Origin of the sequence: Pseudomonas sp. SLBN-26 (assembly GCF_006715895.1) — a bacterium.
Taxonomy (GTDB): Bacteria; Pseudomonadota; Gammaproteobacteria; order Pseudomonadales; family Pseudomonadaceae; genus Metapseudomonas; species Metapseudomonas otitidis.
In genome coordinates this window covers 3115785-3138460 of record NZ_VFOB01000001.1, presented here as the reverse complement: position 1 = coordinate 3138460, position 22676 = coordinate 3115785, and the positions used below count along the sequence as shown (strand labels likewise).

Here is a 22676-nt window from a genome sequence, read left to right as displayed (position 1 = left end):
CAGCAGGCGCAACGCCCTTGTGCGGCGCTGCGTGGCTCAGAGGCGGAATTCGTGCCCCAGGTAGACTTCCTTGACCAGCTGGTTGGCCAGGATTTCCTCGGCGGTGCCTTCTGCGATCAGTTGGCCGTCGTTGACGATATAGGCCGTCTCACAGATATCCAGCGTCTCGCGAACATTGTGATCGGTGATGAGTACGCCGATGCCCTTGTTCTTGAGGTGGTGGATGATCTGCTTGATATCGCCCACGGAGATGGGGTCGACGCCGGCGAAGGGTTCGTCCAGCAGGATGAACTTCGGCGCGGTGGCCAGTGCACGGGCGATCTCGACGCGGCGACGTTCACCGCCGGAGAGGCTCATGCCGAGGCTGTCGCGGATGTGGCTGATGTGGAATTCCTGCAACAGGCTTTCCAGCTCACGATGGCGCCCGGCGCGATCCAGGTCCTTGCGGGTTTCCAGGATCGCCATGATGTTGTCCGCCACGCTCAGCTTGCGGAAGATCGAGGCTTCCTGCGGCAGGTAGCCGATACCGGCGCGCGCCCGGCCATGCATGGGCTGGTGGGTGACATCCTGCTGGTCGATCAGGACACGACCCTGATCAGCCTTGACCAGGCCCACGATCATGTAGAAGCAGGTGGTCTTGCCTGCGCCGTTGGGGCCGAGCAGACCGACGATCTGGCCGCTCTCGATGGACAGGCTGACGTCACGGACCACCTGGCGGCTCTTGTAGCTCTTGGCCAGGTGCTGGGCTTTGAGGATCGCCATTACTGTGCTTGTCCCGCTTGCTTCTTGGGCTGGATGACCATGTCTATGCGCGGACGCGGCGTGCCGACGTTGGTGCCGGTGGCACGACCTGCGTTGACGATCTGGCGGCGGGTGTCGTAGACGATCTTCTCGCCTTCGAAGGTATTGCCTTCCTGGATCACCTTCGCCTGATCGATCAGCACGATGCGCTCGTTGGAGGCGAAGTACTGGATGGTGCGTCCGTAGGCCTTGACGATCTGCTTGTCCGGAGCCGGCTTCTGCTCGTAGTACGCCGGCTTGCCCACCGAGGTGAACACATCCAGCTCGCCCTGGGCGTTCTGGGTAATGGTTACGGTGTCGCCGGTAATCTTCAGGGTGCCTTGGGTAATGACCACGTCACCGCGATAGACTGCTACGCCCTGCTTGTCATCGAGCTCGGCGCTGTCCGCCTGGACGCGGATGGGCTGGTCGCGGTCGCTGGGCAGTGCCCAGGCGCTGGCACTTCCGAGTGCGGCACCCAGGCTGAGCAGTAGGGGGAGGGTTTTAACGAACCTCATGCTGGCCTCTTACGTTGGACAGCAGGAGCATCCTGCCGTCATTCAAGTACGCTTTCATTCCTTGTGCCGTGGTGACCCCGTTGGCGGCGTCGATTTTAACGGCTTGCTCGGTCTGCGCATATTCCTGATCCGGGAATACGGTCAGTCGGCTGGTGGTCAGAATGGTCGGCCGTCCCTTGGGGTCGGTGCGGGCCACACGGACCTGTTCGATCAGTTCGACCTGCTTGCCCTCCGGGCCCACCTCTCCGCGTTCGCTCTGAACATGCCAAGGGTAGTCGGTGCCGCGATAAAGCTGCAGGTCCGGCTTGGTCAGCATCGTCACATCGGTGGCCTTGATGTGCTCGAGCTTGTCCGCCGTCATTTCATAGTGGCGCTTGCCATCTTCCTGGAACTGCACGCTGGTGGCATTGATGACGTAGAAGTCGATGGCGTTTTCGTCCCCGGCGGGCTGGGCCTGGCGGTCCATGAAGCTCTCGGGGCGGATGTTCCAGTAGCCCAGTGCGATCAGCAGGGCGGCAAGGGGCGCAAGGATCAGGGCGAGGCGAACGTTCTTGGGCATGGCTGGACCTAAAGGTAGGCGGCTTGTGCGGTGTTCAGGGTGTCCTGGGCGCGCATGATCAGTTCGCAGAACTCGCGTGCTGCACCTTCTCCGCCCCTGGCCACAGTGACGCCATGGGCATGCTGGCGCACGAAGGCGTCGGCGCTGGCAACGGCCATGCCCAGGCCAACGCGGCGGATCACGGGCAGGTCGGGCAGGTCGTCGCCCAGGTAGGCGACCTGGCTGTAGTTCAGCCCCAGTTCGCCCAGCAGTTCATCGAGAACGACCAGTTTGTCCTCGCGGCCCTGGTAAAGGTGCTGGATACCGAGGTTACGTGCACGGCGCTCCACCACCGGGGTGCTGCGTCCGGAGATGATGGCTGTGCGTACGCCGGAGTTGATCAGCATCTTGATGCCGTGGCCGTCCAGGGTATTGAAGGTCTTGAATTCGCTGCCGTCTGCCAGGAAGTAGAGCTTGCCATCGGTGAGCACGCCATCCACGTCAAAGACTGCCAGGCGGATCGCCTGGGCACGCTGGTGCAGGTGTTCGCTCATCAGATCACTCCGGCGCGGGTCAGGTCGTGGATGTGCAGGGCGCCGACGGGGGTGTCGTTGTCATCCACCACCACCAGCACGTTGATCTTGTGGTCTTCCATGATCTTCAAGGCTTCGGCCGCCAGCATTTCGCCGCGTGCGGTCTTGCCGTGCACGGTCATAACCTCGTCGATGCTCGCCTGGTGCACATCGACGCCCTTGTCGAGGGTCCGGCGCAGGTCGCCGTCGGTGAAGATGCCGGCAAGACGGCCGTCATTCTCCAGCACGATGGTCATGCCGAGCCCCTTGCGGGTCATTTCCAGCAGGGCGTCGCGCAGCGAGGTGCCACGGGCGACCCGGGGCAGCGCGTCGCCACTGTGCATGACGTTTTCCACTTTCAGCAGCAGGCGACGGCCCAGCGCACCGCCCGGGTGCGAGAAGGCGAAGTCTTCCGCAGAGAAGCCGCGTGCTTCCATCAGGGCGATGGCCAGGGCATCGCCCAGCACCAGTGCCGCCGTGGTGGAGGAGGTGGGTGCCAGGTTGAGCGAGCAGGCTTCCTTGTCCACGCGGGCATCAAGGCGTGCCTCGGCCGCTTTCGCCAGCGCCGATTCCGGGTTGCCGGTCATGCTGATGAGCGGGATGCCCAGGCGCTTGATCAGTGGCAACAGGGTGACGATCTCCGCCGTTGAGCCGGAATTGGAGAGGGCCAGCACCACGTCGTCGCGCGTGATCATGCCCATGTCGCCGTGGCTTGCTTCCGCCGGGTGGACGAAGAAGGAAGGCGTGCCGGTGCTGGCCAGGGTTGCGGCGATCTTGCGGCCGACGTGGCCGGATTTGCCCATGCCGACCACCACGACACGCCCCTTGCAGGCAAGGGCGAGTTCGCAGGCTTTGATGAAATCGCCGTCGATTCGCTGGAGAAGGGCGTCAATGGCGTCGCGTTCCAGTCGGATGGTGCGTTGCGCGGATTGGATCAGATCGCTGGACTGGCTCATGTCTTGAGTGCAGTGGCCGAGGAAAAGGCGCGGATTATACCGGTAAAGCTTGAATCGCTCACGTTCGATCGTCGTCAATGAAGCGTCGAACCTGTCACGCTCCTGAATGAAGCTGTCTGCGGCCTTGGGCGGCAAAGGGCGCAATGCTATGATCCGCCGCCTGTTCGGCCACCTCGCCGGGCCGTGTCCCGTCTGCGGGATACGACGTCCATTCAGGGATGGCCGCATCGCAAGGAGTACAGATGAGCGCCGATAACGCTTATGCCGTGGAGCTGAAGGGCCTGACCTTCAAGCGCGGCGAGCGCAGCATTTTTCGCGACGTTGACATACGCATACCCCGTGGCAAGGTCACCGGGATCATGGGGCCGTCCGGCTGTGGCAAAACCACGCTCCTTCGCCTGATCGCTGCTCAACTGAAGCCGGCGTCGGGAGAAGTCTGGGTCAATGGTCAGAACCTGCCCTCGCTTTCCCGTTCCGAACTCTTCGACATGCGCAAGCAGTTCGGCGTGCTGTTCCAGAGCGGCGCGTTGTTCACCGATCTGGATGTGTTCGAGAACGTGGCCTTCCCGCTGCGCGTCCATACCCAGCTCCCCGAGGAGATGATCCGCGACATCGTGCTGATGAAGCTCCAGGCCGTCGGGTTGCGTGGCGCCATCGACCTTATGCCCGATGAACTCTCCGGCGGTATGAAACGGCGCGTGGCGTTGGCACGTGCCATCGCCCTGGATCCGCAGATCCTGATGTATGACGAACCCTTCGTGGGCCAGGACCCGATCGCCATGGGCGTTCTGGTACGCCTGATCCGCCTGTTGAATGATGCGCTCGGCATCACCAGCATCGTCGTCTCCCATGACCTGGCGGAGACCGCAAGCATCGCCGACTACATCTATGTAGTGGGGGATGCGCAAGTGCTTGGCCAGGGTACTCCGGCCGAGCTGATGGACTCGGACAATCCGCGGATCCGCCAATTCATGAAGGGCATCCCCGACGGGCCGGTGCCGTTCCACTTCCCGGCGCCCGATTACCGCAACGACTTGCTGGGAGAGCATTGATGCGCAAGAAGTCCCCGCTCGAGCGCATCCGCCTGCTCGGGCGCGCCGGCCTTGATGTGGTCGAGGCGCTCGGCCGTTCCACCCTGTTCCTGCTGCGCGCCCTGTTCGGCCGCACCGGGACCGGTTCCGGCTTCCAGTTGCTGGTCAAGCAACTTTATTTCGTTGGCGTGCTATCGCTGCCGATCATCGTCGTCTCCGGCATCTTCATCGGCATGGTGCTGGCATTGCAGGGCTACAACATCCTCGTCGGCTACGGGTCCGAGCAGGCGGTCGGGCAGATGGTCGCACTGACCCTGCTGCGCGAGCTCGGACCGGTTGTCACGGCGCTGCTGTTCGCAGGGCGTGCCGGCTCCGCGCTGACCGCTGAGATCGGCAACATGAAATCCACCGAGCAGCTCTCCAGCCTGGAGATGATCGGTGTCGACCCGCTCAAATACATCATCGCGCCTCGCCTGTGGGCTGGTTTCATCTCGATGCCGGTGCTCGCGCTGATCTTCAATGTGGTCGGCATCTGGGGCGGCGCGATGGTGGCCATCGACTGGCTCGGCGTCTATGACGGCTCGTTCTGGTCGAACATGCAGAACAGCGTCGAATTCACAGAAGATGTACTCAATGGCGTGCTGAAAAGCCTGGCCTTCGCCTTCGTCGCCACCTGGATCGCCGTGTTCCAGGGTTACGACTGCGAGCCCACTTCCGAAGGGATCAGCCGCGCAACGACTAAAACCGTGGTCTATGCCTCGTTGGCCGTGCTGGGGCTCGACTTCATCCTGACCGCCCTGATGTTTGGAGATTTCTGATGCAAATCCGCACCCTGGAAATTGGTGTCGGCCTGTTCCTCCTGGCCGGGTTGCTTGCCCTGCTACTGCTGGCGCTGCGTGTCAGTGGGCTGTCCGTCGGCAGCGCCGGCGAGACGTACAAGGTTTATGCACATTTCGACAATATCGCCGGTCTCACTGTCAGAGCGAAGGTGACCATGGCCGGCGTGACCATCGGCCGGGTCACGGCCATCGACCTCGATCGCGACAGCTACACCGGTCGCGTCACCATGGAGCTGGAGAAGAAGGTGGACAACCTGCCGACCGATTCCACCGCGTCCATCCTGACCGCCGGCCTGCTGGGCGAGAAGTACATCGGGATCAGCGTCGGCGGCGACGACCAGTTGCTGAAGGACGGCAGCACCATCCGTGATACCCAGTCCGCGCTGGTGCTGGAGGACCTGATCGGCAAGTTCCTGCTCAATACGGTCAACAAGGACACCAAGTGAGGACCTTCGAAATGATCAAAGCCCTGCGAAACGGCCTGTTGCTGCTGCTGGCGGCGTTGCCCCTGCTGGCCAATGCGGCACCGAGTGCCCGCGATGTGGTGCAGCAGACCACCGACAAGCTGCTTAGCGATCTCAAGGCCAACAAGGCCCAGTACCGCAGCAACCCAAGTGCCTTCTACGATGCGCTGAACGGCATCCTGGGTCCGGTTGTGGATGCTGACGGCATTTCCCGCAGCATCATGACCGTCAAGTACTCGCGCCAGGCTACCCCGGAGCAGATGACCCGCTTCCAGGAGAACTTCAAGCGCAGCCTGATCCAGTTCTACGGCAATGCACTGCTGGAGTACGACAACCAGGACATCCGCGTCCTGCCCGCCAAGCAGGAAGATCCCGAGCGCACCAGCGTCGGCATGGAAGTGAAGGACAGCAAGGGCACCGTCTACCCCGTCTCCTACACCATGGTGAACATCGACGGTCAGTGGATGCTGCGCAACGTGATCATCAACGGCATCAACATCGGCAAGCTGTTCCGCGATCAGTTCGCCGACGCCATGCAGAAGAACGGTAACGACCTCAACAAGACCATTGACGGCTGGGCCGAGATCGTGGCGAAGGCCAAGCAGTCCGAGGAAGGCCAGAAGGCTGCCGGTCATGAGTGAGGCGTCTCTGGTCGCGGGGAGCGGCGGGGAGCTCAAGCTCCTCGGCGTCCTCGACTACAGCAGCGGCCCCGCCTTGCGGGAAACCGGTGCCAGGCTGATCCGCGAGCAGGCCGCCGCTGCCCTGGTGGTCGACTGTTCCGGCGTGGAGAAATCCAGCAGCGTCGGGCTTTCCCTGTTGTTGGCCTTCATGCGTGATGCCCGCAAGGCTGGCAAGACCCTCAGCATCCGCGCGTTGCCCGAGGACATGCGGCAGATTGCCGGTGTATCCGGGCTCGACGCGTTGTTGCCCCTCGAGCACTGATGCCCGAAAGCCCTCCGTCAGGCCCCGCATGCGCGGGGTTCGCAGGCGGGGGGCTTTTTTGTATCATTGCCGACCCGCGCGCACAGGGCGCCGATAGAGGTTGAGCATGCAGGCCGTAGAAGTGAAAAGCCTCCTGGAGGCGAAGTTGCCCGGTACCCAGGTCGAAGTGGAAGGCGAAGGTTGCAACTTCCAGCTGAACCTGATCAGCGACGAACTGGCCGCACTCAGCCCGGTCAAGCGCCAGCAGCAGGTCTATTCGCACCTGAATCCCTGGATCGCCGACGGCAGCATCCACGCTGTCACCATGAAATTCTTCAGCCGCGCCGGCTGGGCCGAGCGTTCCTGACCCCCCGGCGACGAGACTCCCAATGGACAAACTGATTATCACCGGCGGCCAACGCCTCGATGGCGAAATCCGCGTTTCCGGCGCCAAGAACTCGGCCCTGCCGATCCTGGCTGCCACGCTGCTGGCCGATACCCCGGTCACCGTCTGCAACCTGCCGCACCTGCACGACATCACCACCATGATCGAGCTGTTCGGCCGCATGGGCGTGCAGCCGGTCATCGACGAGAAGCTCAGCGTCGAAGTGGACGCCAGCACCATCAAGACCCTGGTCGCCCCCTATGAGCTGGTGAAGACCATGCGCGCCTCGATCCTGGTGCTCGGCCCCATGGTCGCGCGCTTCGGCCAGGCCGAAGTGGCACTGCCCGGTGGCTGCGCCATCGGCTCGCGCCCGGTCGACCTGCACATCCGCGGTCTCGAAGCCATGGGCGCGCTGATCGACGTCGACGGCGGCTATATCAAGGCCCGTGCCCCGGCCGGTGGCCTGCGTGGTGCGCACTTCTTCTTCGATACCGTCAGCGTGACCGGTACCGAGAACATCATGATGGCCGCCACCCTGGCCAACGGCCGTACCGTGCTGGAAAACGCCGCCCGCGAACCGGAAGTGGTCGACCTGGCCAACTGCCTCATCGCCATGGGTGCGCAGATCCAGGGCGCCGGCACCGACACCATCATCATCGACGGCGTGAAGCGCCTCGGCGGTGCGCGCTACAGCGTGATGCCCGACCGTATCGAGACCGGCACCTACCTGGTCGCCGCTGCCTCTACCGGCGGTCGCGTCAAGCTGAAGGACACCGATCCGACCATCCTCGAGTCCGTGCTGCTCAAGCTGGAAGAAGCAGGTGCCCACATCAGCACCGGCAACAACTGGATCGAGCTGGACATGAAGGGCAACCGTCCGAAAGCCGTCAACGTGCGCACCGCGCCGTACCCGGCATTCCCCACCGACATGCAGGCCCAGTTCATCTCCATGAACGCCGTGGCCGAAGGCACCGGTGCGGTCATCGAGACGGTGTTCGAGAACCGCTTCATGCACGTCTACGAGATGAACCGCATGGGCGCCCAGATCCTGGTCGAGGGCAACACCGCCATCGTCACCGGCGTGCCGAAGCTCAAGGGCGCCCCGGTGATGGCCACCGACCTGCGTGCATCCGCCAGCCTGGTGATCGCCGGCCTGGTCGCCGAGGGCGACACGCTGATCGACCGCATCTACCACATCGACCGTGGCTACGAATGCATCGAGGAAAAACTCCAGCTGCTCGGCGCCAAGATCCGCCGCGTGCCGGGCTAACAAGGGAACCCCATGCTCACCATCGCGCTGTCCAAGGGCCGCATTCTCGATGACACCCTGCCGCTGCTGGCAGAGGCCGGCATCGTGCCCACCGAGAATCCGGACAAGAGCCGCAAGCTCATCATCCCGACCACCCAGGATGACGTCCGCCTGCTGATCGTCCGCGCCACCGACGTGCCGACCTACGTCGAACACGGCGCTGCCGACCTCGGCGTGGCGGGCAAGGACGTGCTGATGGAGTACGGCGGGCAGGGGCTCTACGAGCCCCTCGACCTGAAGATCGCCAACTGCAAGCTGATGACCGCCGGTGCGGTCGGCGCGCCGGAGCCCAAGGGGCGCCTGCGCGTGGCCACCAAGTTCGTCAACGTCGCCAAGCGCTACTACGCCGAACAGGGTCGCCAGGTCGACGTGATCAAGCTCTACGGCTCCATGGAGCTGGCCCCGCTGGTCGGTCTGGCCGACAAGATCATCGACGTGGTGGACACCGGCAACACCCTGCGCGCCAATGGCCTGGAACCCCAGGAACTCATCGCCACCGTCAGCTCCCGCCTGGTGGTCAACAAGGCCTCGATGAAGATGCAGCACGCACGCATCCAGGCCCTCATCGACACGCTGCGCGAAGCGGTCGAGAAGCGACACCGTCACTGATACCCGTTGCCCTCCAGGCCCGTTTCCCGCTCGGGAGCCGGCCTGGCGTGCAGCTCCGGCCCTATCCGTGTCATAGCGAATTTTCTCGGGTGCCCGCACGGTGGGCTTGGTAGTCTAGCGGCGCCCGAGTTAACGCCATTCTTACAAGAGGCTCGCTATGACTGCTCCCATTGCTATCCGTCGTCTCAATGCCGCTGATCCGGACTTCGGTCGACACCTGGATCATCTGCTGAGCTGGGAAAGCGTTTCCGACGAGGCGGTCAACCAGCGCGTCCTCGACATCATCCAGGCCGTGCGCGAGCGTGGCGATGCCGCCGTGGTCGAGTTCACCCAGCGCTTCGATGGTGTGCAGGCCACCACCATGGCGGAGCTGATCCTCCCTCGCGAGCGCCTGGAGCTGGCCCTTACCCGTATCACCGCTGAACAGCGCCAGGCGCTGGAGAAGGCCGCCGAGCGGGTGCGCCTGTACCACGAGAAGCAGAAGCAGGACTCCTGGACCTACACCGAGGCCGACGGCACCGTGCTGGGCCAGCAAGTCACCCCGCTGGACCGCGCCGGCCTGTACGTACCGGGCGGCAAGGCGTCCTACCCGTCTTCCGTGCTGATGAATGCCATCCCGGCCAAGGTCGCCGGCGTGGCCGAAGTGGTGATGGTGGTGCCGACCCCCCGTGGCGAGATCAACGAGATCGTCCTCGCCGCCGCCTGCGTGGCCGGCGTCGACCGCGTCTTCACCATTGGTGGCGCCCAGGCCGTGGCCGCGCTGGCCTACGGCACCGAGAGCGTGCCGCGTGTCGACAAGATCGTCGGCCCCGGCAACATCTACGTGGCCACTGCCAAGCGCCACGTCTTCGGCCAGGTGGGCATCGACATGATCGCCGGCCCCTCGGAGATCCTGGTGGTCTGCGACGGTGACACCGACCCGGACTGGATCGCCATGGACCTGTTCTCCCAGGCCGAGCATGACGAGGATGCCCAGGCCATCCTGGTCAGCCCCGATGCCGCGTTCCTCGACAAGGTGGCTGCCAGCATCGACAAGTTGCTGCCGACCATGGAGCGTGCCGAGATCATCCGCACCTCCCTCAGCAACCGCGGCGCGCTGATCCAGGTCGCCGACCAGGCCCAGGCCTGCGTGGTGGCCAACCGCATCGCCCCGGAACACCTGGAGCTGTCTGTGGCCGAGCCCGAGGCCTGGCTGCCGCACATCCGCCACGCCGGCGCCATCTTCATGGGCCGCTACACCGCCGAGGCCCTGGGCGACTACTGCGCCGGCCCGAACCACGTGCTGCCGACGTCCGGCACCGCGCGTTTCTCCTCGCCGCTGGGCGTGTATGACTTCCAGAAGCGTTCGTCGATCATCTACTGTTCCGCTGATGGCGCGTCCGAGCTGGGCAAGACCGCTTCCGTACTGGCCCGTGGCGAGTCGCTGACCGCCCACGCCCGCAGTGCCGAATACCGGATCAAGGGGGAGTGAGCATGAGCAAGTTCTGGAGTCCCTTCGTCAAGGAACTGGTGCCCTACGTACCGGGTGAACAGCCGAAGATCGCAAACCTGGTGAAACTGAACACCAACGAGAACCCCTACGGCCCTTCGCCGAAGGCCATCGCCGCGATGCAGGCGGAGCTGGGCGATAGCCTGCGCCTCTACCCGGACCCGAACAGCGACCGCCTCAAGCAGTCCGTTGCCGACCACTACGGTGTGACCATGGCCCAGGTGTTCGTCGGCAACGGCTCGGACGAGGTGCTCGCGCACATCTTCCACGGCTTGTTCCAGCACGGTCGCCCGCTGCTGTTCCCCGACGTGACCTACAGCTTCTACCCGGTCTACTGCGGCCTCTATGGCATTCCCTTCGAGGCGGTGCCGCTGGACGAGCAGTTCCAGATCCGTGTGGAGGACTACGCGCGTCCCAACGGCGGCATCATCTTCCCCAACCCGAACGCGCCCACCGGCTGCCTGCTGACCCTGGACGCCGTGGAGGCCCTGCTGAACGGCAGCCCGGACTCGGTGGTGGTGGTCGACGAGGCCTACATCGACTTCGGTGGAGAGAGCGCCATCGCCCTGGTCGACCGCTACCCGAACCTGCTGGTGACCCAGACCCTGTCCAAGTCCCGCTCCCTGGCCGGCCTGCGTGTGGGCCTAGCGGTGGGGCACCCGGACCTGATCGAGGCCCTGGAGCGGATCAAGAACAGCTTCAACTCCTACCCGCTGGATCGCATGGCGATTGCCGGTGCGGCGGCGGCCTTCGATGACCGCGCCTGGTTCGATGAAACCCGCCAGCGCGTCATCCACAGCCGCGAGCAACTGGTGGCGGCGCTCGAAGCCCGTGGCTTCGAGGTGCTGCCGTCAGCAGCGAACTTCGTCTTCGCCCGTCACCCGGGCAAGGATGCCGCGGGCATCGCGGCGGGGCTGCGAGAAAAGGGCGTGATCGTGCGCCATTTCAAGCAGGCGCGCATCGCTCAGTTCCTGCGCATCACCATCGGCACGCCGGAGCAGAACCAGGCGCTGCTGGATGCCCTGGACGCGAGCTGATCGCGAAGCGGTAACGAAAAAGCCGAGGCATGACCTCGGCTTTTTCATGGGCGGACGCTGGCGGCCTCAGTTGTTCTCCGCCGGTGCCACCTGCTGGGGCGGGCGCAGGCCCACCTCCGCCACCAGTTCCAGCAACTTGCCGTTGCGCATCACCTGGATGCTGACCTTCTCGCCGGGCTTGGTGCGGGCCACCTGGTTCATCGAGCGGCGGCCATCGCCTGCCGGCTCACCGTCGATGGCGAGGATGATGTCCCCCGGCAGCAGGTTGGCGCGCTGGGCCGGGCTGTCTCGGTAGATGCCGGCAACCACGATGCCGGGGCGGCCGGTGAGGCCGAAGGACTCCGCCAGCTCCGGTGTCAGCGGCTGCACCTCGATGCCCAGCCAGCCACGGATCACCTGGCCGTGCTCGATGATGGCCCTCATCACCTCTAGGGCCAGCTTGGTGGGGATGGCGAAACCGATGCCCTGGGAGCCGCCGGTGCGGGAGAAGATCGCGGTGTTGATACCCACCAGGTTGCCGGCGGCATCCACCAGCGCGCCCCCCGAGTTGCCCGGGTTGATGGCGGCGTCGGTCTGGATGAAGTCCTCGTAGGTGTTCAGGCCCAGCTGGTTGCGGCCCGTGGCGCTGATGATGCCCATGGTCACCGTCTGGCCGACCCCGAACGGGTTGCCGATGGCCAGGGCGACGTCGCCGATGCGGATGGCGTCGGAACGCCCGAGGGTGATGGCCGGCAGGTTGTCGAGGTCGATCTTGAGAACCGCCAGGTCCGTTTCCGGGTCGCTGCCCACCAGGCGGGCCAGGGTTTCGCGGCCATCCTTGAGGGCGACGACGATCTGCTCGGCACCGGCGGTGACGTGGTTGTTGGTCAGCAGGTAGCCCTCGGGACTCATGATCACCGCCGAGCCCAGGCTGGACTCCATGCGGCGCTGGCGGGGCAGGTTGTCACCGAAGAAGCGGCGGAACTGCGGGTCGTCGAACAGCGGGTGCGCCGGCTTGCTCACCACTTTGGTGGTGTAGAGGTTGACCACGGCGGGCGACGCGCTGTCCACCGCCTCGGCGTAGGACTCGGGGCCGGGGCGCGAGACGCTGTAGCGGGGTGCTTCCTGAAGGTGGACTTCCTGGCGGGGCAGGCCCACCAGCTCGGGGTACTGCTGGATGATCAACAGGGCGACCAGTACGCCGACAAGCAGGGGCCAGCCGAAGAAACGCAGGGCCTTGGACATCGAGGGGAATCCTGAGGGTTGCGAGGGGGGAGAGGCCCCCTTAAGGTGGCGGCCATTATACGGGGCGGCGACGAAGAAAATAGCCGCGCGAAACAGCTTGTGAGGAGAGGCGGATGGCCATCGCACTGACCACCCTGGTGGAAGAAGCGGATCGTTACCTGGGCGCGTCGCGCATCAGCGACTATTGCCCCAACGGGCTGCAGGTGGAGGGGCGCCCCCAGGTACGGCGCATCGTCAGCGGCGTCACGGCCAGCCAGGCCCTGCTGGATGCGGCGGTGGAGGCCGATGCGGACGTGGTGCTGGTCCACCACGGCTATTTCTGGAAGGGCGAGAGCCCCTGTGTCACCGGCATCAAGCAACGCCGGTTGAAGACACTGCTCACCCACGACATCAGCCTGCTGGCTTATCACCTGCCCCTCGATGTCCACCCCGAGGTGGGCAACAACGCGCAGCTGGCACGGCAGCTCGACATCACCGTGGAGGGCCCTCTCGACCCGAACGATGCCAAAGTGGTCGGCCTGGTCGGCTCGTTGTCCGAGCCGATGGCGGCGCTGGACTTCGCCCGGCGCGTGCGCGACGTGCTCGGCCGCGAACCGCTGCTGGTGGAGGGATCGCGGTCGATCCAGCGCATCGGCTGGTGCACCGGCGGCGGCCAGGGCTACATCGACACGGCCATCGCGGCAGGCGTCGATCTCTACCTCACCGGCGAGGCATCCGAGCAGACCTTCCACAGCGCGCGGGAAAACGATGTCGGTTTCATCGCGGCCGGCCACCACGCCACCGAGCGCTACGGCGTGCAGGCGCTGGGCGAATACCTGGCTCGGCGCTTCGCCATCGAGCACCTGTTCATCGACTGTCCCAACCCGGTTTGAGGCGCTTTCGGCGCCCATTTCCGCGGCTATATAACTAGATCGTTTCGTTCTAACAGGGCGCCTCAATATAAGGAGGCGCTGTGCTAGAGTGCGCGCTCGTCCACGGCCCGAAGGCCGTCGTATAAGACCGAAATCCGTGAGTAGCCATGCTCGATAAACTGACGCACCTGAAACAGCTGGAGGCGGAAAGTATCCACATCATTCGTGAGGTGGCCGCCGAATTCGACAACCCGGTGATGCTCTACTCCATCGGCAAGGACTCTGCCGTGATGCTCCACCTGGCACGCAAGGCCTTCTTCCCGGGCAAGCTGCCGTTCCCGGTGATGCATGTGGACACCCAGTGGAAGTTCCAGGAGATGTACCGGTTCCGCGACAAGATGGTCAGCGAACTGGGACTCGAGCTGATTACCCACGTGAACCCCGAGGGCAAGGCCCAGGGCATCAACCCCTTCACCCACGGCAGTGCCAAGCACACCGACATCATGAAGACCGAGGGCCTCAAGCAGGCGCTCGACAAGTACGGCTTCGATGCCGCCTTCGGTGGCGCCCGCCGTGACGAGGAGAAATCCCGCGCCAAGGAGCGCGTGTATTCCTTCCGCGACAGCAAGCACCGCTGGGACCCGAAGAACCAGCGCCCCGAGCTGTGGAACGTCTACAACGGCAAGGTGAAGAAGGGCGAGTCGATCCGCGTGTTCCCGCTGTCCAACTGGACCGAGCTGGACATCTGGCAATACATCTACCTTGAGCAGATCCCGATCGTCCCGCTGTACTTCGCCGCCGAGCGCGAAGTGATCGAGATGAACGGCGCGCTGATCATGATCGACGACGAGCGCATCCTCGAGCACCTGACGCCCGAGCAGAAGGCCAGCATCCAGAAGAAGATGGTGCGTTTCCGCACCCTGGGCTGCTACCCGCTCACCGGTGCGGTGGAGTCCACCGCCCAGTCGCTGCCGGAAATCATCCAGGAAATGCTCCTGACCCGTACCTCCGAACGCCAGGGCCGTGTCATCGACCATGACCAGGCCGGTTCGATGGAAGAGAAGAAACGTCAGGGCTACTTCTAAGGATTCCGAACCATGAGCCACCAATCCGATCTGATCAGCCAGGACATCCTCGCCTACCTGGCCCAGCACGAGCGCAAGGAACTGCTGCGCTTCCTCACCTGCGGCAACGTCGACGACGGCAAGAGCACCCTGATCGGGCGTCTGCTGCATGACTCCAAGATGATCTACGAGGACCACCTCGAAGCCATCACCCGTGACTCCAAGAAGGTCGGCACCACCGGTGATGACGTCGACCTCGCCCTGCTGGTGGACGGCCTCCAGGCCGAGCGCGAGCAGGGCATCACCATCGACGTGGCCTACCGCTACTTCAGCACCGCCAAGCGCAAGTTCATCATCGCCGACACCCCCGGCCACGAGCAGTACACCCGCAACATGGCCACCGGGGCCTCCACCTGCGACCTGGCGATCATCTTGGTGGATGCCCGCTACGGCGTGCAGACCCAGACCCGCCGCCACAGCTACATCGCGTCCCTGCTGGGCATCCGCCACATCGTCGTGGCGATCAACAAGATGGACCTCAAGGACTTCGACCAGGGTGTGTTCGAGTCGATCAAGGCGGACTACCTGCAGTTCGCCGAGCGCATCGGCCTCAAGCCCAGCTCCCTGCACTTCGTGCCGATGTCGGCGCTGAAGGGCGACAACGTGGTCAACCGCAGCGAGCGTTCGCCCTGGTACACCGGCCAGCCGCTGATGGAGATCCTCGAGAGCGTCGAGATCAGCGGTGACCGCAACCTCGACGACATGCGCTTCCCCGTGCAGTACGTAAACCGTCCCAACCTGAACTTCCGTGGCTTCTCCGGCACTCTCGCCAGTGGTGTGGTGCACAAGGGCGACGAAGTGGTGGCGTTGCCGTCGGGCAAGGGCAGCCGCGTCAAGTCCATCGTCACCTTCGAAGGCGAGCTGGAGCAGGCTGGCCCGGGCCAGGCGATCACCCTGACCCTGGAAGACGAGATCGACGTGTCCCGTGGCGACATGCTGGTGCATGCCGACAATCGCCCGCTGGTCAGCGATGCGTTCGACGCGATGCTGGTGTGGATGTCCGAGGAGCCGATGCTCCCGGGCAAGAAGTACGACATCAAGCGCGCCACCAGCTACGTGCCGGGCTCCATCCCCAGCATCACCCACAAGGTGGACGTGAACACCCTGGAGCAGGCTGCTGCCAGCAGCCTGCAGTTGAACGAGATCGCCCGGGTCAAGGTCAGCCTCGACGCCCCCATCGCCCTCGATGGCTACGAGCAGAACCGCACCACCGGTGCCTTCATCGTCATCGACCGCCTGACCAACGGCACCGTCGGCGCCGGCATGATCATCGCCGAGCCTCAGTCCGGCGCGGGCCATCGTGATCCCCTTGGTCACGTCAGCAGCGAGGAGCGTGCCGCGCGCTTCGGCCAGCAGCCGGCCACCGTGCTGTTCACCGGCCTTTCCGGCGCGGGCAAGAGCACCCTGGCCTATGCCGTGGAGCGCAAGCTGTTCGATGCGGGACGTGCCGTCTACGTGCTGGACGGCCAGAATCTGCGCCACGACCTGAACAAGGGGTTGCCGCAGGATCGTGCGGGCCGCACCGAGAACTGGCGTCGCGCCGCCCATGTGGCGCGCCAGTTCAACGAAGCCGGCCTGCTCACCCTGGCCGCCTTCGTCGCGCCGGATGCCGAAGGCCGCGAGCAGGCCAAGTCGCTCATCGGTCCCGAGCGGCTGATCACCGTCTACGTGCAGGCTTCGCCGCAGGCATGCCGTGAACGTGATCCCCAGGGGCTCTACGCGGCCGGCCAGGACAACATCCCGGGCGAGTCCTTCCCCTACGACATCCCGCTGAATGCCGACCTGGTGGTCGACAGCCAGAGCCTGTCGGTGGAGGAGGGAGCCAAGGCAGTCCTCGACCTGCTGCGTGGTCGCGGCCTGATCTAAGCGCCGCTCCACGAAAATGCCCCGCTCAGGCGGGGCATTTTCTTTGGAGCGGGCGTTGAGCTTTGCCCCATGAAGAAGGCCCCGCATGTGCGGGGCCTTCTGTTTGCTGCGCGTTGGATCAGTACTTGCCTTTGAGACCGAAGCTCTCGTCCAGCGTACCGGGTGAGTCCGGGGCTTTCGGGGCGTAGTCCTTGGGCGCTTCGTTGCTGCGCGGCGGTGTCAGGCGCTCGCGGGTGCCGGGGGCGTCGTCGGCGTGCAGGGCAGCCAGCAGGCGCTGGCGGGTCAGCTCGTCGAGGGCAAGGCGGTTGGCGCCTTCGGACAGGTGTTCCTGAACCTCCTGATAGCTCTGGGTGAGTTTCTTGACCAGGCTGGCGGTGGTGTTGAAGTGGGTGACCACTTCGCTCTGGTAGGTGTCGAAGCGGGCCTGCAGGTCGTCCAGCTGGCGCTGGGTGCGATTGGGGGAGGTGCCCGGCAGCACGCGGGCCACCAGGAAACCGATGCCGATGCCGGCGAGCAGGGCGAGGGCCGGTAACAACCAGGCCGTGAGCGACTGTTCCACGAGTCCTTCCTCTATAAGCGGCTTTGCTTTACGTTAACGGCTCGAATCTGCGCTGTATACCGCGACGCAAGCCCTATGTGGTGCCTAACCAAGACGAGTCGACCCGGCCTGGGGTCACGGAGTTCCCGTTGTCCAATCGTGAAAATCCCATCCTGCTCCAGGGGCCTTGCGGGTCGCTGGAGGCACTTCACCTCGACCTGCCCGACGCCCGCGGGCTGGCGCTGATCTGCCACCCGAACCCCGTGCAGGGCGGGACCATGCTCAACAAGGTGGTCTCCACCCTCCAGCGCACCGCGCGTGATGCAGGCTATGCCACGTTGCGCTTCAACTACCGGGGCGTAGGCGCCAGCGCCGGCAGCCACGACATGAGCACCGGCGAGGTGGACGATGCCGAGGCGGCTGCCCGCTGGTTCATCGAGCAGCATCCCGGCCAGGCCTTGACCCTGCTGGGCTTCTCCTTCGGCGGTTTCGTGGCGGCAACCCTGGCAGGGCGGCTGGAACGCGAGGGGATCGAAGTACCCCGATTGGTGATGGTGGCCCCGGCGGTGATGCGCCTTGCCGATCCGACCGAGCTGCCCGAGCGCGCGGCGCTGACGGTGATCCAGCCCGAGGCCGACGAGGTGGTTCCGCCCCAGGCGGTGTATGACTGGTGCGCGAGCCTGACACGCCCCCATGAGTTGCTGAAAGTGGCAGAATGCGGCCACTTCTTCCACGGCAAGCTGACCGATCTGAAGGACCTGGTCCTGCCGCGTCTCTGATTCCGAACGAAGTCCGACAAGCGAAAACCATGACCACTCGTATCCTCACCGGTATCACCACCACCGGCACGCCCCACCTGGGCAACTACGCCGGTGCCATCCGTCCCGCCATCGTCGCCAGCCGCGCCAGCGATGTGGATTCGTTCTACTTCCTGGCCGACTACCATGCGCTGATCAAGTGCGACGACCCCGCGCGCATCCAGCGTTCTCGCCTGGAGATCGCCGCCACCTGGCTGGCCTGCGGGCTGGATACCGACAAGGCGACTTTCTACCGCCAGTCCGACATTCCCGAGATCCCCGAACTCACCTGGCTGCTGACCTGCGTCAGCGCCAAGGGCCTGCTGAACCGCGCCCATGCCTACAAGGCCTCGGTGGACAAGAACGTCGAAGCCGGAGAAGACCCGGACGCCGGCGTCACCATGGGCCTGTACAGCTACCCGGTGCTGATGGCGGCGGACATCCTCATGTTCAACGCCCACAAGGTGCCGGTCGGTCGCGACCAGATCCAGCACGTGGAGATGGCGCGCGACATCGGCCAGCGCTTCAACCACCTGTTCGGCGCCGGTCGCGAGCTGTTCACCCTGCCCGAGGCGGTGATCGAGGAAGAGGTGGCCACGCTGCCCGGCCTCGATGGCCGCAAGATGTCCAAGAGCTACGACAACACCATCCCGTTGTTCGGCAGCGCCAAGCAGCTCAAGGACGCGATTGCCCGCATCGTCACCGACTCCCGCGCGCCGGGTGAGCCGAAGGACCCGGACGGCGCTCACCTGTTCACCCTCTACCAGGCCTTCGCCACGCCGGAGCAACTGGCCGCGTTCCGTGCCGAACTGCTCGACGGCCTGGCCTGGGGCGAGGCCAAGCAGCGCCTGTTCCAGTTGCTGGACAACGAGCTGGGCGAGGCCCGCGAGCGTTACCACGCACTGATCGAGCGCCCGGCGGATCTGGAGGACATCCTCCTGGCCGGTGCCGCCAAGGCCCGCAAGACCGCGACGCCCTTCCTCAACGAACTGCGTGAAGCGGTCGGCCTGCGTTCCTTCCGCAGCGCGGTGCAGGGCAATGAAGGCGGCAAGAAGAAGGCGACCAAGAGCGCGCGCTTCGTCAGCTTCCGCGAGGACGATGGCAGCTTCCGCTTCCGCCTGCTGGATGCCGCGGGCGAGCAACTGCTGCTCTCCAGCGCCTTTGCCGACGGCAAGGCAGCCGGCCAGGTGACCAAGCGCCTGCAGGCCGGCGAGGCCCTGGATATTCGCGTGGACGGCAATGCCTTCGCGGTGTGGCTGGACGACGCGGCCGTGGCACAGAGCCCGGCCTTCGCCGACGTTCAGGCCTGCGAGCAGGCCATCGAGCGGCTGCGCGAGGCGCTTGCACCGCAAGACTGAGTGCCCGGCGCAAGCCCGCATTCCGGCTGATTGCCAATCAACGGGGCCGTCGCTAAAGTGACGGCCCCGTTTTTCCTTGCCTTGCTATCGATCATGACCCCCCTCGAGCGCTATCAGGCCGACCTCAAGCGGCCGGACTTCTTCCACGACGCGGCGCAGGAAAATGCCGTGCGTCATCTGCAGCGGCTCTACGACGACCTGATCGCCGATGAGCGAGCCAAGCCCGGGCTGTTCGGCGGCCTGTTCGGCAAGAAACGCCAGGGACCGGTGAAAGGCCTCTATTTCTGGGGTGGGGTCGGCCGCGGCAAGACCTACCTGGTGGACACCTTCTTCGATGCGCTGCCCTTCAAACAGAAGATGCGCACGCACTTCCACCGCTTCATGAAGCGCGTCCACGAGGAAATGAAGACCCTCAAGGGCGAGAAGAACCCGCTGACCATCATCGGCAAACGCTTTGCCGATGAGGCCCGGGTCATCTGCTTCGATGAGTTCTTCGTCTCCGACATCACCGACGCGATGATCCTTGCCACGCTGCTGGAAGAGCTGTTCAAGAACGGCGTTTCGCTGGTGGCCACTTCCAACATCGTCCCGGACGGCCTCTACAAGGACGGCCTGCAGCGCGCGCGCTTCCTGCCGGCCATTGCGCTGCTCAAGGAGCACACCGAGATCGTCAACGTCGACAGCGGCGTGGACTACCGCTTGCGCGCCCTGGAGCAGGCGGAGCTCTACCACTGGCCGCTGGGCCCGGCCTCCGAGGCCAGCCTGAAGGCCAGCTTCAAGAGCCTGCTGCCGGACTGCACCCATGCCCAGGAGGGCGAGGTGCTGATGGTGGAGAACCGCGAGATCCGTGCCGTGCGCGTCTGCGAAGACGTCGCCTGGTTCGAGTTCCGCGAGCTGTGCGATGGCCCGCGCAGCCAGAACGACTACATCGAACTGGGCAAGATCTTCCACGCGATCATCCTGGCCAACGTCGAGCAGATGGGGGTGGCCAAGGACGACATGGCGCGTCGCTTCATCAACCTGGTGGACGAGTTCTACGACCGCAACGTGAAGCTGATCATCTCCGCCGAGGTGGAGCTGAAGGACCTCTACAGCGGTGGCCGCCTGAACTTCGAGTTCCAGCGTACCCTGAGCCGCCTGCTGGAAATGCAGTCCCATGAGTTCCTCTCCCGCCCGCACAAGCCCTGAGGCGTGCAGGCATGAAAAAGGGCAGGTTTCGGACCTGCCCTTTTTTCATTTCCGCCTTTCGCGCTCAGCGTTGGGCCACTTCCTTCTCGTATTGCTTGAGCAGTTGCTGCGCGTGGGCCACTTCGAGCGCCTCCATGGCGTTGATGGGCTTGATGGCCACCGCCTTGCGCAGGTGCTCCAGCACCTTTTCCTGCTCGTCTTCGCCGTACACGTAGACCAGGGCGTTGGCGTATTCGTAGTGGCCGATGGGCAGGTCGTCCTTGGCGGTGAAGGAGCGGGTGAAGTACTGCTCCATCTTGTCCGCGCTGACCCCGTAGGTCATCTTGCCCACCAGCTTGCCGACCTTGCGGATCACCCCAGCTTCATAGCCGCCATAGAGGGCGAGGGCGAAGGGCTGGCGAGGCTGCTTCTTCAGCAGGGCGTCCAGTTCCTCGGGGATCTGGCTGGTGTAGCCGCGCTTGAGCACCACCGGCACCGACAGCTCCTCGCCCAGGCGTGCCTTGGCGTAGACGCGGCCGAACTGGGCCACGGTGTCGGCCTGGACCAGATCGCCGGCCTCGTCGGTGTACGTGATGACTTCCTCCAGCAGGCGGTGTTTCTCGGCCTGGTCGGGGGCGAGGAACATCGCGTAGATCACCTGGGCGAACATCGCTGGCACCTGGCCGCCCACGCCCAGTTCCAGGCCCTTCTTCTTCGCCTGTTCGAAATCGCCACGGAACATCAGTCGCCAGACGTCCTGCAGGCGCGCGGCGTAGGCCTCGGCTTCCTCGGGCTTGCCGGTGAAGCCGGTGTTGCCGGCTACGGTCATCTCCAGTGCCTTGGGGTTCTGGGTGGCCATGGTCACCACCCAGTCGGCATCGGGGAACGGGTAGTCGGGGCCGAAGCCGCGCGTCAGCTGGGGCCAGGCCTGGCGCAGCTTGTCGCCGGAATAGTCGTAGGCGGACTGGTCGTAGGGGAAGGGTTTCCAGCTGTCGTCGGCAGTGGCATGAAGGCTGGCGGCGGCCAGCAGGGCGAGCAGGTAGCGGCGCATGGGAGAGTACCTTTCTTGTTGTTCTGCGCATCCGCCCTCGGGCGGCGAAGGGTCGAGAGCCCGCTAGGGCCTGGCGCGGATCATAAGATGCTCACCCCGGGGGCCAACCCATCCTTGGGATGGCCGCGTCAGTCGCCTTTGTGCTGGAACTGCCGGCGGTACTGGTTGGGCGACAGGGTCGTGTGCTGGCGGAACAGTCGGGCGAAGAAACTGGCGTCGTCGTAGCCCACTTCGTAGCTGATGGTCTTGATGCTCTTGCGGGTGGCGGAGAGCAGGCCCTTGGCTGTTTCGATGCGTAACCGTTGCAGGTAGTGCAGCGGTTTGTCACCGGTGGCGGCCTGGAAGCGCCGCATGAAGTTGCGGATGCTCATGCCGTGATCCCGGGCCACGTCTTCGAAGCGGAACTTGTCGGCGTAGTGCTCCTCGAGCCAATGCTGGATCTGCAGGATGGTGACGTCCTGGTGCAGCTTCTGTCCGCCGAAGCCGATGCGCCCGGGCGAGTAGCTGCGCTGGACCTCGTAGAGGATGTCGCGGGAGACCGCCTGGGCGATGGAGGCGCCGCAGAAGCGCTCGATCATGTAGATGTACAGGTCGCAGGCGGAGGTGACGCCGCCTGCGCAATAGAGGTTGTCGGCGTCGGAGAGGTGCTTGTCCTGGTTGAGCTGGACCTTGGGGAAGCGCTCGGCGAACTCACGGAAGAAGCGCCAGTAGGTGGTCGCCTCCTTGCCGTCCAGCAGCCCGGCCTGGGCCATCCAGAACACGCCGGTCGCTTCGCCGCAGATCATGCTGCCGGCGCCGTGCCGCTCGCGCAGCCAGGGCAGTATCTGGGGGTAGCGCGCGCACTGGGCGTCGAAGTCGTCCCAGAACGCGGGGAGGATGATGACGTCGGCGGCATCCAGGGGGCCGTCCACCGGCATGGTCACTTCGCTGAAGCTGCGCACTGGCTGCCCGTCCGGGCTGACCAGGTTGATCTGGAACGCGGGCCTCAGCCCCTGGCCCTGCAGCTTGCTGTAGCGCAGGCTGGCCATGTGGAAGAAATCCTTGGCCTGCATGAGGGTGGAGGCGAAGACGCCGTCGGTGGCGAGGATGCTCACCCGCCTTAGGGTAGGGGACTGCTGAATGGTCATGGTCTTGTTCTTATTAGGGGAAAGCGGTCATTAGGCGGCTGGATCGTCTTATTTTTTGTCGCAAGTGTCCAGTGTGTGCCAGCGCAGGCCTGTCCTACAGTCGGGGCCTTCTTCGACCGACTGCC

General features: G+C 64.7%; 25 protein-coding genes. 16 read left to right on the top strand and 9 right to left on the bottom strand.

Going from position 1 to position 22676, the window contains the following annotated elements; genetic code table 11:
• Nucleotides 1–36 precede the first annotated feature (36 nt).
• From lptB to FBY21_RS14390, 5 genes are read right to left on the bottom strand one after another with little or no spacing between them, the layout of a single operon-like run.
• Entirely contained in the window at nt 37–762 is a 726-nt protein-coding gene (lptB, locus tag FBY21_RS14410; RefSeq protein WP_044409697.1) for an LPS export ABC transporter ATP-binding protein, read from the bottom strand.
• On the bottom strand, nt 762–1298 hold the full coding sequence (gene lptA / locus FBY21_RS14405) for a lipopolysaccharide transport periplasmic protein LptA (protein ID WP_044409694.1): 537 nt from the start codon (nt 1296–1298) through the stop codon (nt 762–764). The genes lptB and lptA overlap by 1 nt, the downstream gene beginning before the upstream one ends.
• Nucleotides 1285–1857 (bottom strand): LPS export ABC transporter periplasmic protein LptC, encoded by a 573-nt coding sequence (lptC, locus tag FBY21_RS14400; RefSeq protein ID WP_044409691.1) that lies wholly within the window; start codon nt 1855–1857, stop codon nt 1285–1287. The genes lptA and lptC overlap by 14 nt, the downstream gene beginning before the upstream one ends.
• A gap of 8 nt (nt 1858–1865) precedes the next feature.
• Complete coding sequence (locus tag FBY21_RS14395; protein WP_142011887.1) at nt 1866–2390, bottom strand: KdsC family phosphatase; 525 nt, start codon at nt 2388–2390, stop codon at nt 1866–1868.
• Complete coding sequence (locus tag FBY21_RS14390; RefSeq protein WP_074971621.1) at nt 2390–3364, bottom strand: KpsF/GutQ family sugar-phosphate isomerase; 975 nt, start codon at nt 3362–3364, stop codon at nt 2390–2392. Before FBY21_RS14390 ends, FBY21_RS14395 begins: the two co-directional genes overlap by 1 nt.
• A gap of 242 nt (nt 3365–3606) precedes the next feature.
• Here FBY21_RS14390 and FBY21_RS14385 point away from each other — a divergent pair, with 242 nt between their 5' ends.
• From FBY21_RS14385 to hisC, 10 genes are all read left to right on the top strand, one after another.
• Complete coding sequence (locus FBY21_RS14385; RefSeq protein ID WP_069563937.1) at nt 3607–4416, top strand: ATP-binding cassette domain-containing protein; 810 nt, start codon at nt 3607–3609, stop codon at nt 4414–4416.
• Nucleotides 4416–5213 (top strand): lipid asymmetry maintenance ABC transporter permease subunit MlaE, encoded by a 798-nt coding sequence (gene mlaE, locus FBY21_RS14380; protein ID WP_044409679.1) that lies wholly within the window; start codon nt 4416–4418, stop codon nt 5211–5213. Before FBY21_RS14385 ends, mlaE begins: the two co-directional genes overlap by 1 nt.
• Nucleotides 5213–5680: an outer membrane lipid asymmetry maintenance protein MlaD gene (mlaD, locus tag FBY21_RS14375; protein WP_044409676.1), complete on the top strand. Its 468-nt coding sequence runs from the start codon at nt 5213–5215 to the stop codon at nt 5678–5680. Before mlaE ends, mlaD begins: the two co-directional genes overlap by 1 nt.
• Nucleotides 5681–5691: 11 nt before the next feature.
• Nucleotides 5692–6339 carry a phospholipid-binding protein MlaC gene (locus FBY21_RS14370; RefSeq protein WP_044409674.1) on the top strand — a complete coding sequence of 216 codons (648 nt, stop codon included), beginning with the start codon at nt 5692–5694 and terminating at the stop codon, nt 6337–6339.
• Complete coding sequence (locus tag FBY21_RS14365) at nt 6332–6640, top strand: lipid asymmetry maintenance protein MlaB (protein WP_044409671.1); 309 nt, start codon at nt 6332–6334, stop codon at nt 6638–6640. The genes FBY21_RS14370 and FBY21_RS14365 overlap by 8 nt, the downstream gene beginning before the upstream one ends.
• A gap of 106 nt (nt 6641–6746) precedes the next feature.
• Nucleotides 6747–6986, top strand: coding sequence for a BolA family protein (locus FBY21_RS14360; protein ID WP_044409669.1), 240 nt, complete (start codon nt 6747–6749; stop codon nt 6984–6986).
• A gap of 22 nt (nt 6987–7008) precedes the next feature.
• On the top strand, nt 7009–8274 hold the full coding sequence (gene murA, locus FBY21_RS14355; RefSeq protein WP_074971620.1) for a UDP-N-acetylglucosamine 1-carboxyvinyltransferase: 1266 nt from the start codon (nt 7009–7011) through the stop codon (nt 8272–8274).
• 12 nt (nt 8275–8286) lie between these two features.
• Nucleotides 8287–8922, top strand: a complete 636-nt coding sequence (gene hisG, locus FBY21_RS14350; protein WP_044409663.1) for an ATP phosphoribosyltransferase — start codon at nt 8287–8289, stop codon at nt 8920–8922.
• 157 nt (nt 8923–9079) lie between these two features.
• Nucleotides 9080–10393 (top strand): histidinol dehydrogenase, encoded by a 1314-nt coding sequence (gene hisD, locus FBY21_RS14345; RefSeq protein ID WP_044409660.1) that lies wholly within the window; start codon nt 9080–9082, stop codon nt 10391–10393.
• Nucleotides 10394–10395: 2 nt separating this feature from the next.
• The gene (gene hisC, locus FBY21_RS14340; RefSeq protein ID WP_142011884.1) at nt 10396–11448 is read left to right on the top strand and encodes a histidinol-phosphate transaminase; all 1053 of its coding nucleotides are present in this window, start codon (nt 10396–10398) and stop codon (nt 11446–11448) included.
• 66 nt (nt 11449–11514) lie between these two features.
• Here hisC and algW read toward each other — a convergent pair whose 3' ends face one another.
• Nucleotides 11515–12672 (bottom strand): Do family serine endopeptidase AlgW, encoded by a 1158-nt coding sequence (gene algW, locus FBY21_RS14335; RefSeq protein WP_142011882.1) that lies wholly within the window; start codon nt 12670–12672, stop codon nt 11515–11517.
• A 113-nt stretch (nt 12673–12785) separates the two neighbouring features.
• Here algW and FBY21_RS14330 point away from each other — a divergent pair, with 113 nt between their 5' ends.
• The 3 genes from FBY21_RS14330 (at nt 12786) to cysN (ending at nt 16513) form a co-directional block, all read left to right on the top strand.
• Nucleotides 12786–13544, top strand: a complete 759-nt coding sequence (locus FBY21_RS14330; RefSeq protein WP_142011879.1) for a Nif3-like dinuclear metal center hexameric protein — start codon at nt 12786–12788, stop codon at nt 13542–13544.
• Between the two features lie 146 nt (nt 13545–13690).
• Complete coding sequence (gene cysD / locus FBY21_RS14325) at nt 13691–14608, top strand: sulfate adenylyltransferase subunit CysD (RefSeq protein WP_044409649.1); 918 nt, start codon at nt 13691–13693, stop codon at nt 14606–14608.
• A gap of 12 nt (nt 14609–14620) precedes the next feature.
• Nucleotides 14621–16513, top strand: a complete 1893-nt coding sequence (gene cysN, locus FBY21_RS14320) for a sulfate adenylyltransferase subunit CysN (protein ID WP_142011877.1) — start codon at nt 14621–14623, stop codon at nt 16511–16513.
• 118 nt (nt 16514–16631) lie between these two features.
• On the opposite strand, the gene FBY21_RS14315 is transcribed toward cysN, so the two are convergent.
• Nucleotides 16632–17072 (bottom strand): YhcB family protein, encoded by a 441-nt coding sequence (locus tag FBY21_RS14315; RefSeq protein WP_044409644.1) that lies wholly within the window; start codon nt 17070–17072, stop codon nt 16632–16634.
• Nucleotides 17073–17200: 128 nt separating this feature from the next.
• On the opposite strand from FBY21_RS14315, the gene FBY21_RS14310 reads away from it, so the two are divergent.
• The 3 genes from FBY21_RS14310 to zapE all read left to right on the top strand — a co-directional run bounded on the left by FBY21_RS14310 (nt 17201) and on the right by zapE (nt 20394).
• Nucleotides 17201–17830 carry an alpha/beta hydrolase gene (locus FBY21_RS14310; protein ID WP_142011875.1) on the top strand — a complete coding sequence of 210 codons (630 nt, stop codon included), beginning with the start codon at nt 17201–17203 and terminating at the stop codon, nt 17828–17830.
• 29 nt (nt 17831–17859) lie between these two features.
• On the top strand, nt 17860–19206 hold the full coding sequence (locus tag FBY21_RS14305) for a tryptophan--tRNA ligase (RefSeq protein WP_142011872.1): 1347 nt from the start codon (nt 17860–17862) through the stop codon (nt 19204–19206).
• A 93-nt stretch (nt 19207–19299) separates the two neighbouring features.
• Nucleotides 19300–20394, top strand: a complete 1095-nt coding sequence (zapE, locus tag FBY21_RS14300; RefSeq protein WP_044409635.1) for a cell division protein ZapE — start codon at nt 19300–19302, stop codon at nt 20392–20394.
• 64 nt (nt 20395–20458) lie between these two features.
• Here zapE and FBY21_RS14295 read toward each other — a convergent pair whose 3' ends face one another.
• Nucleotides 20459–21424 carry a hypothetical protein gene (locus FBY21_RS14295; protein ID WP_044409632.1) on the bottom strand — a complete coding sequence of 322 codons (966 nt, stop codon included), beginning with the start codon at nt 21422–21424 and terminating at the stop codon, nt 20459–20461.
• Between the two features lie 128 nt (nt 21425–21552).
• Nucleotides 21553–22452: a GlxA family transcriptional regulator gene (locus tag FBY21_RS14290; protein ID WP_172435049.1), complete on the bottom strand. Its 900-nt coding sequence runs from the start codon at nt 22450–22452 to the stop codon at nt 21553–21555.
• Nucleotides 22453–22676 lie beyond the last annotated feature (224 nt).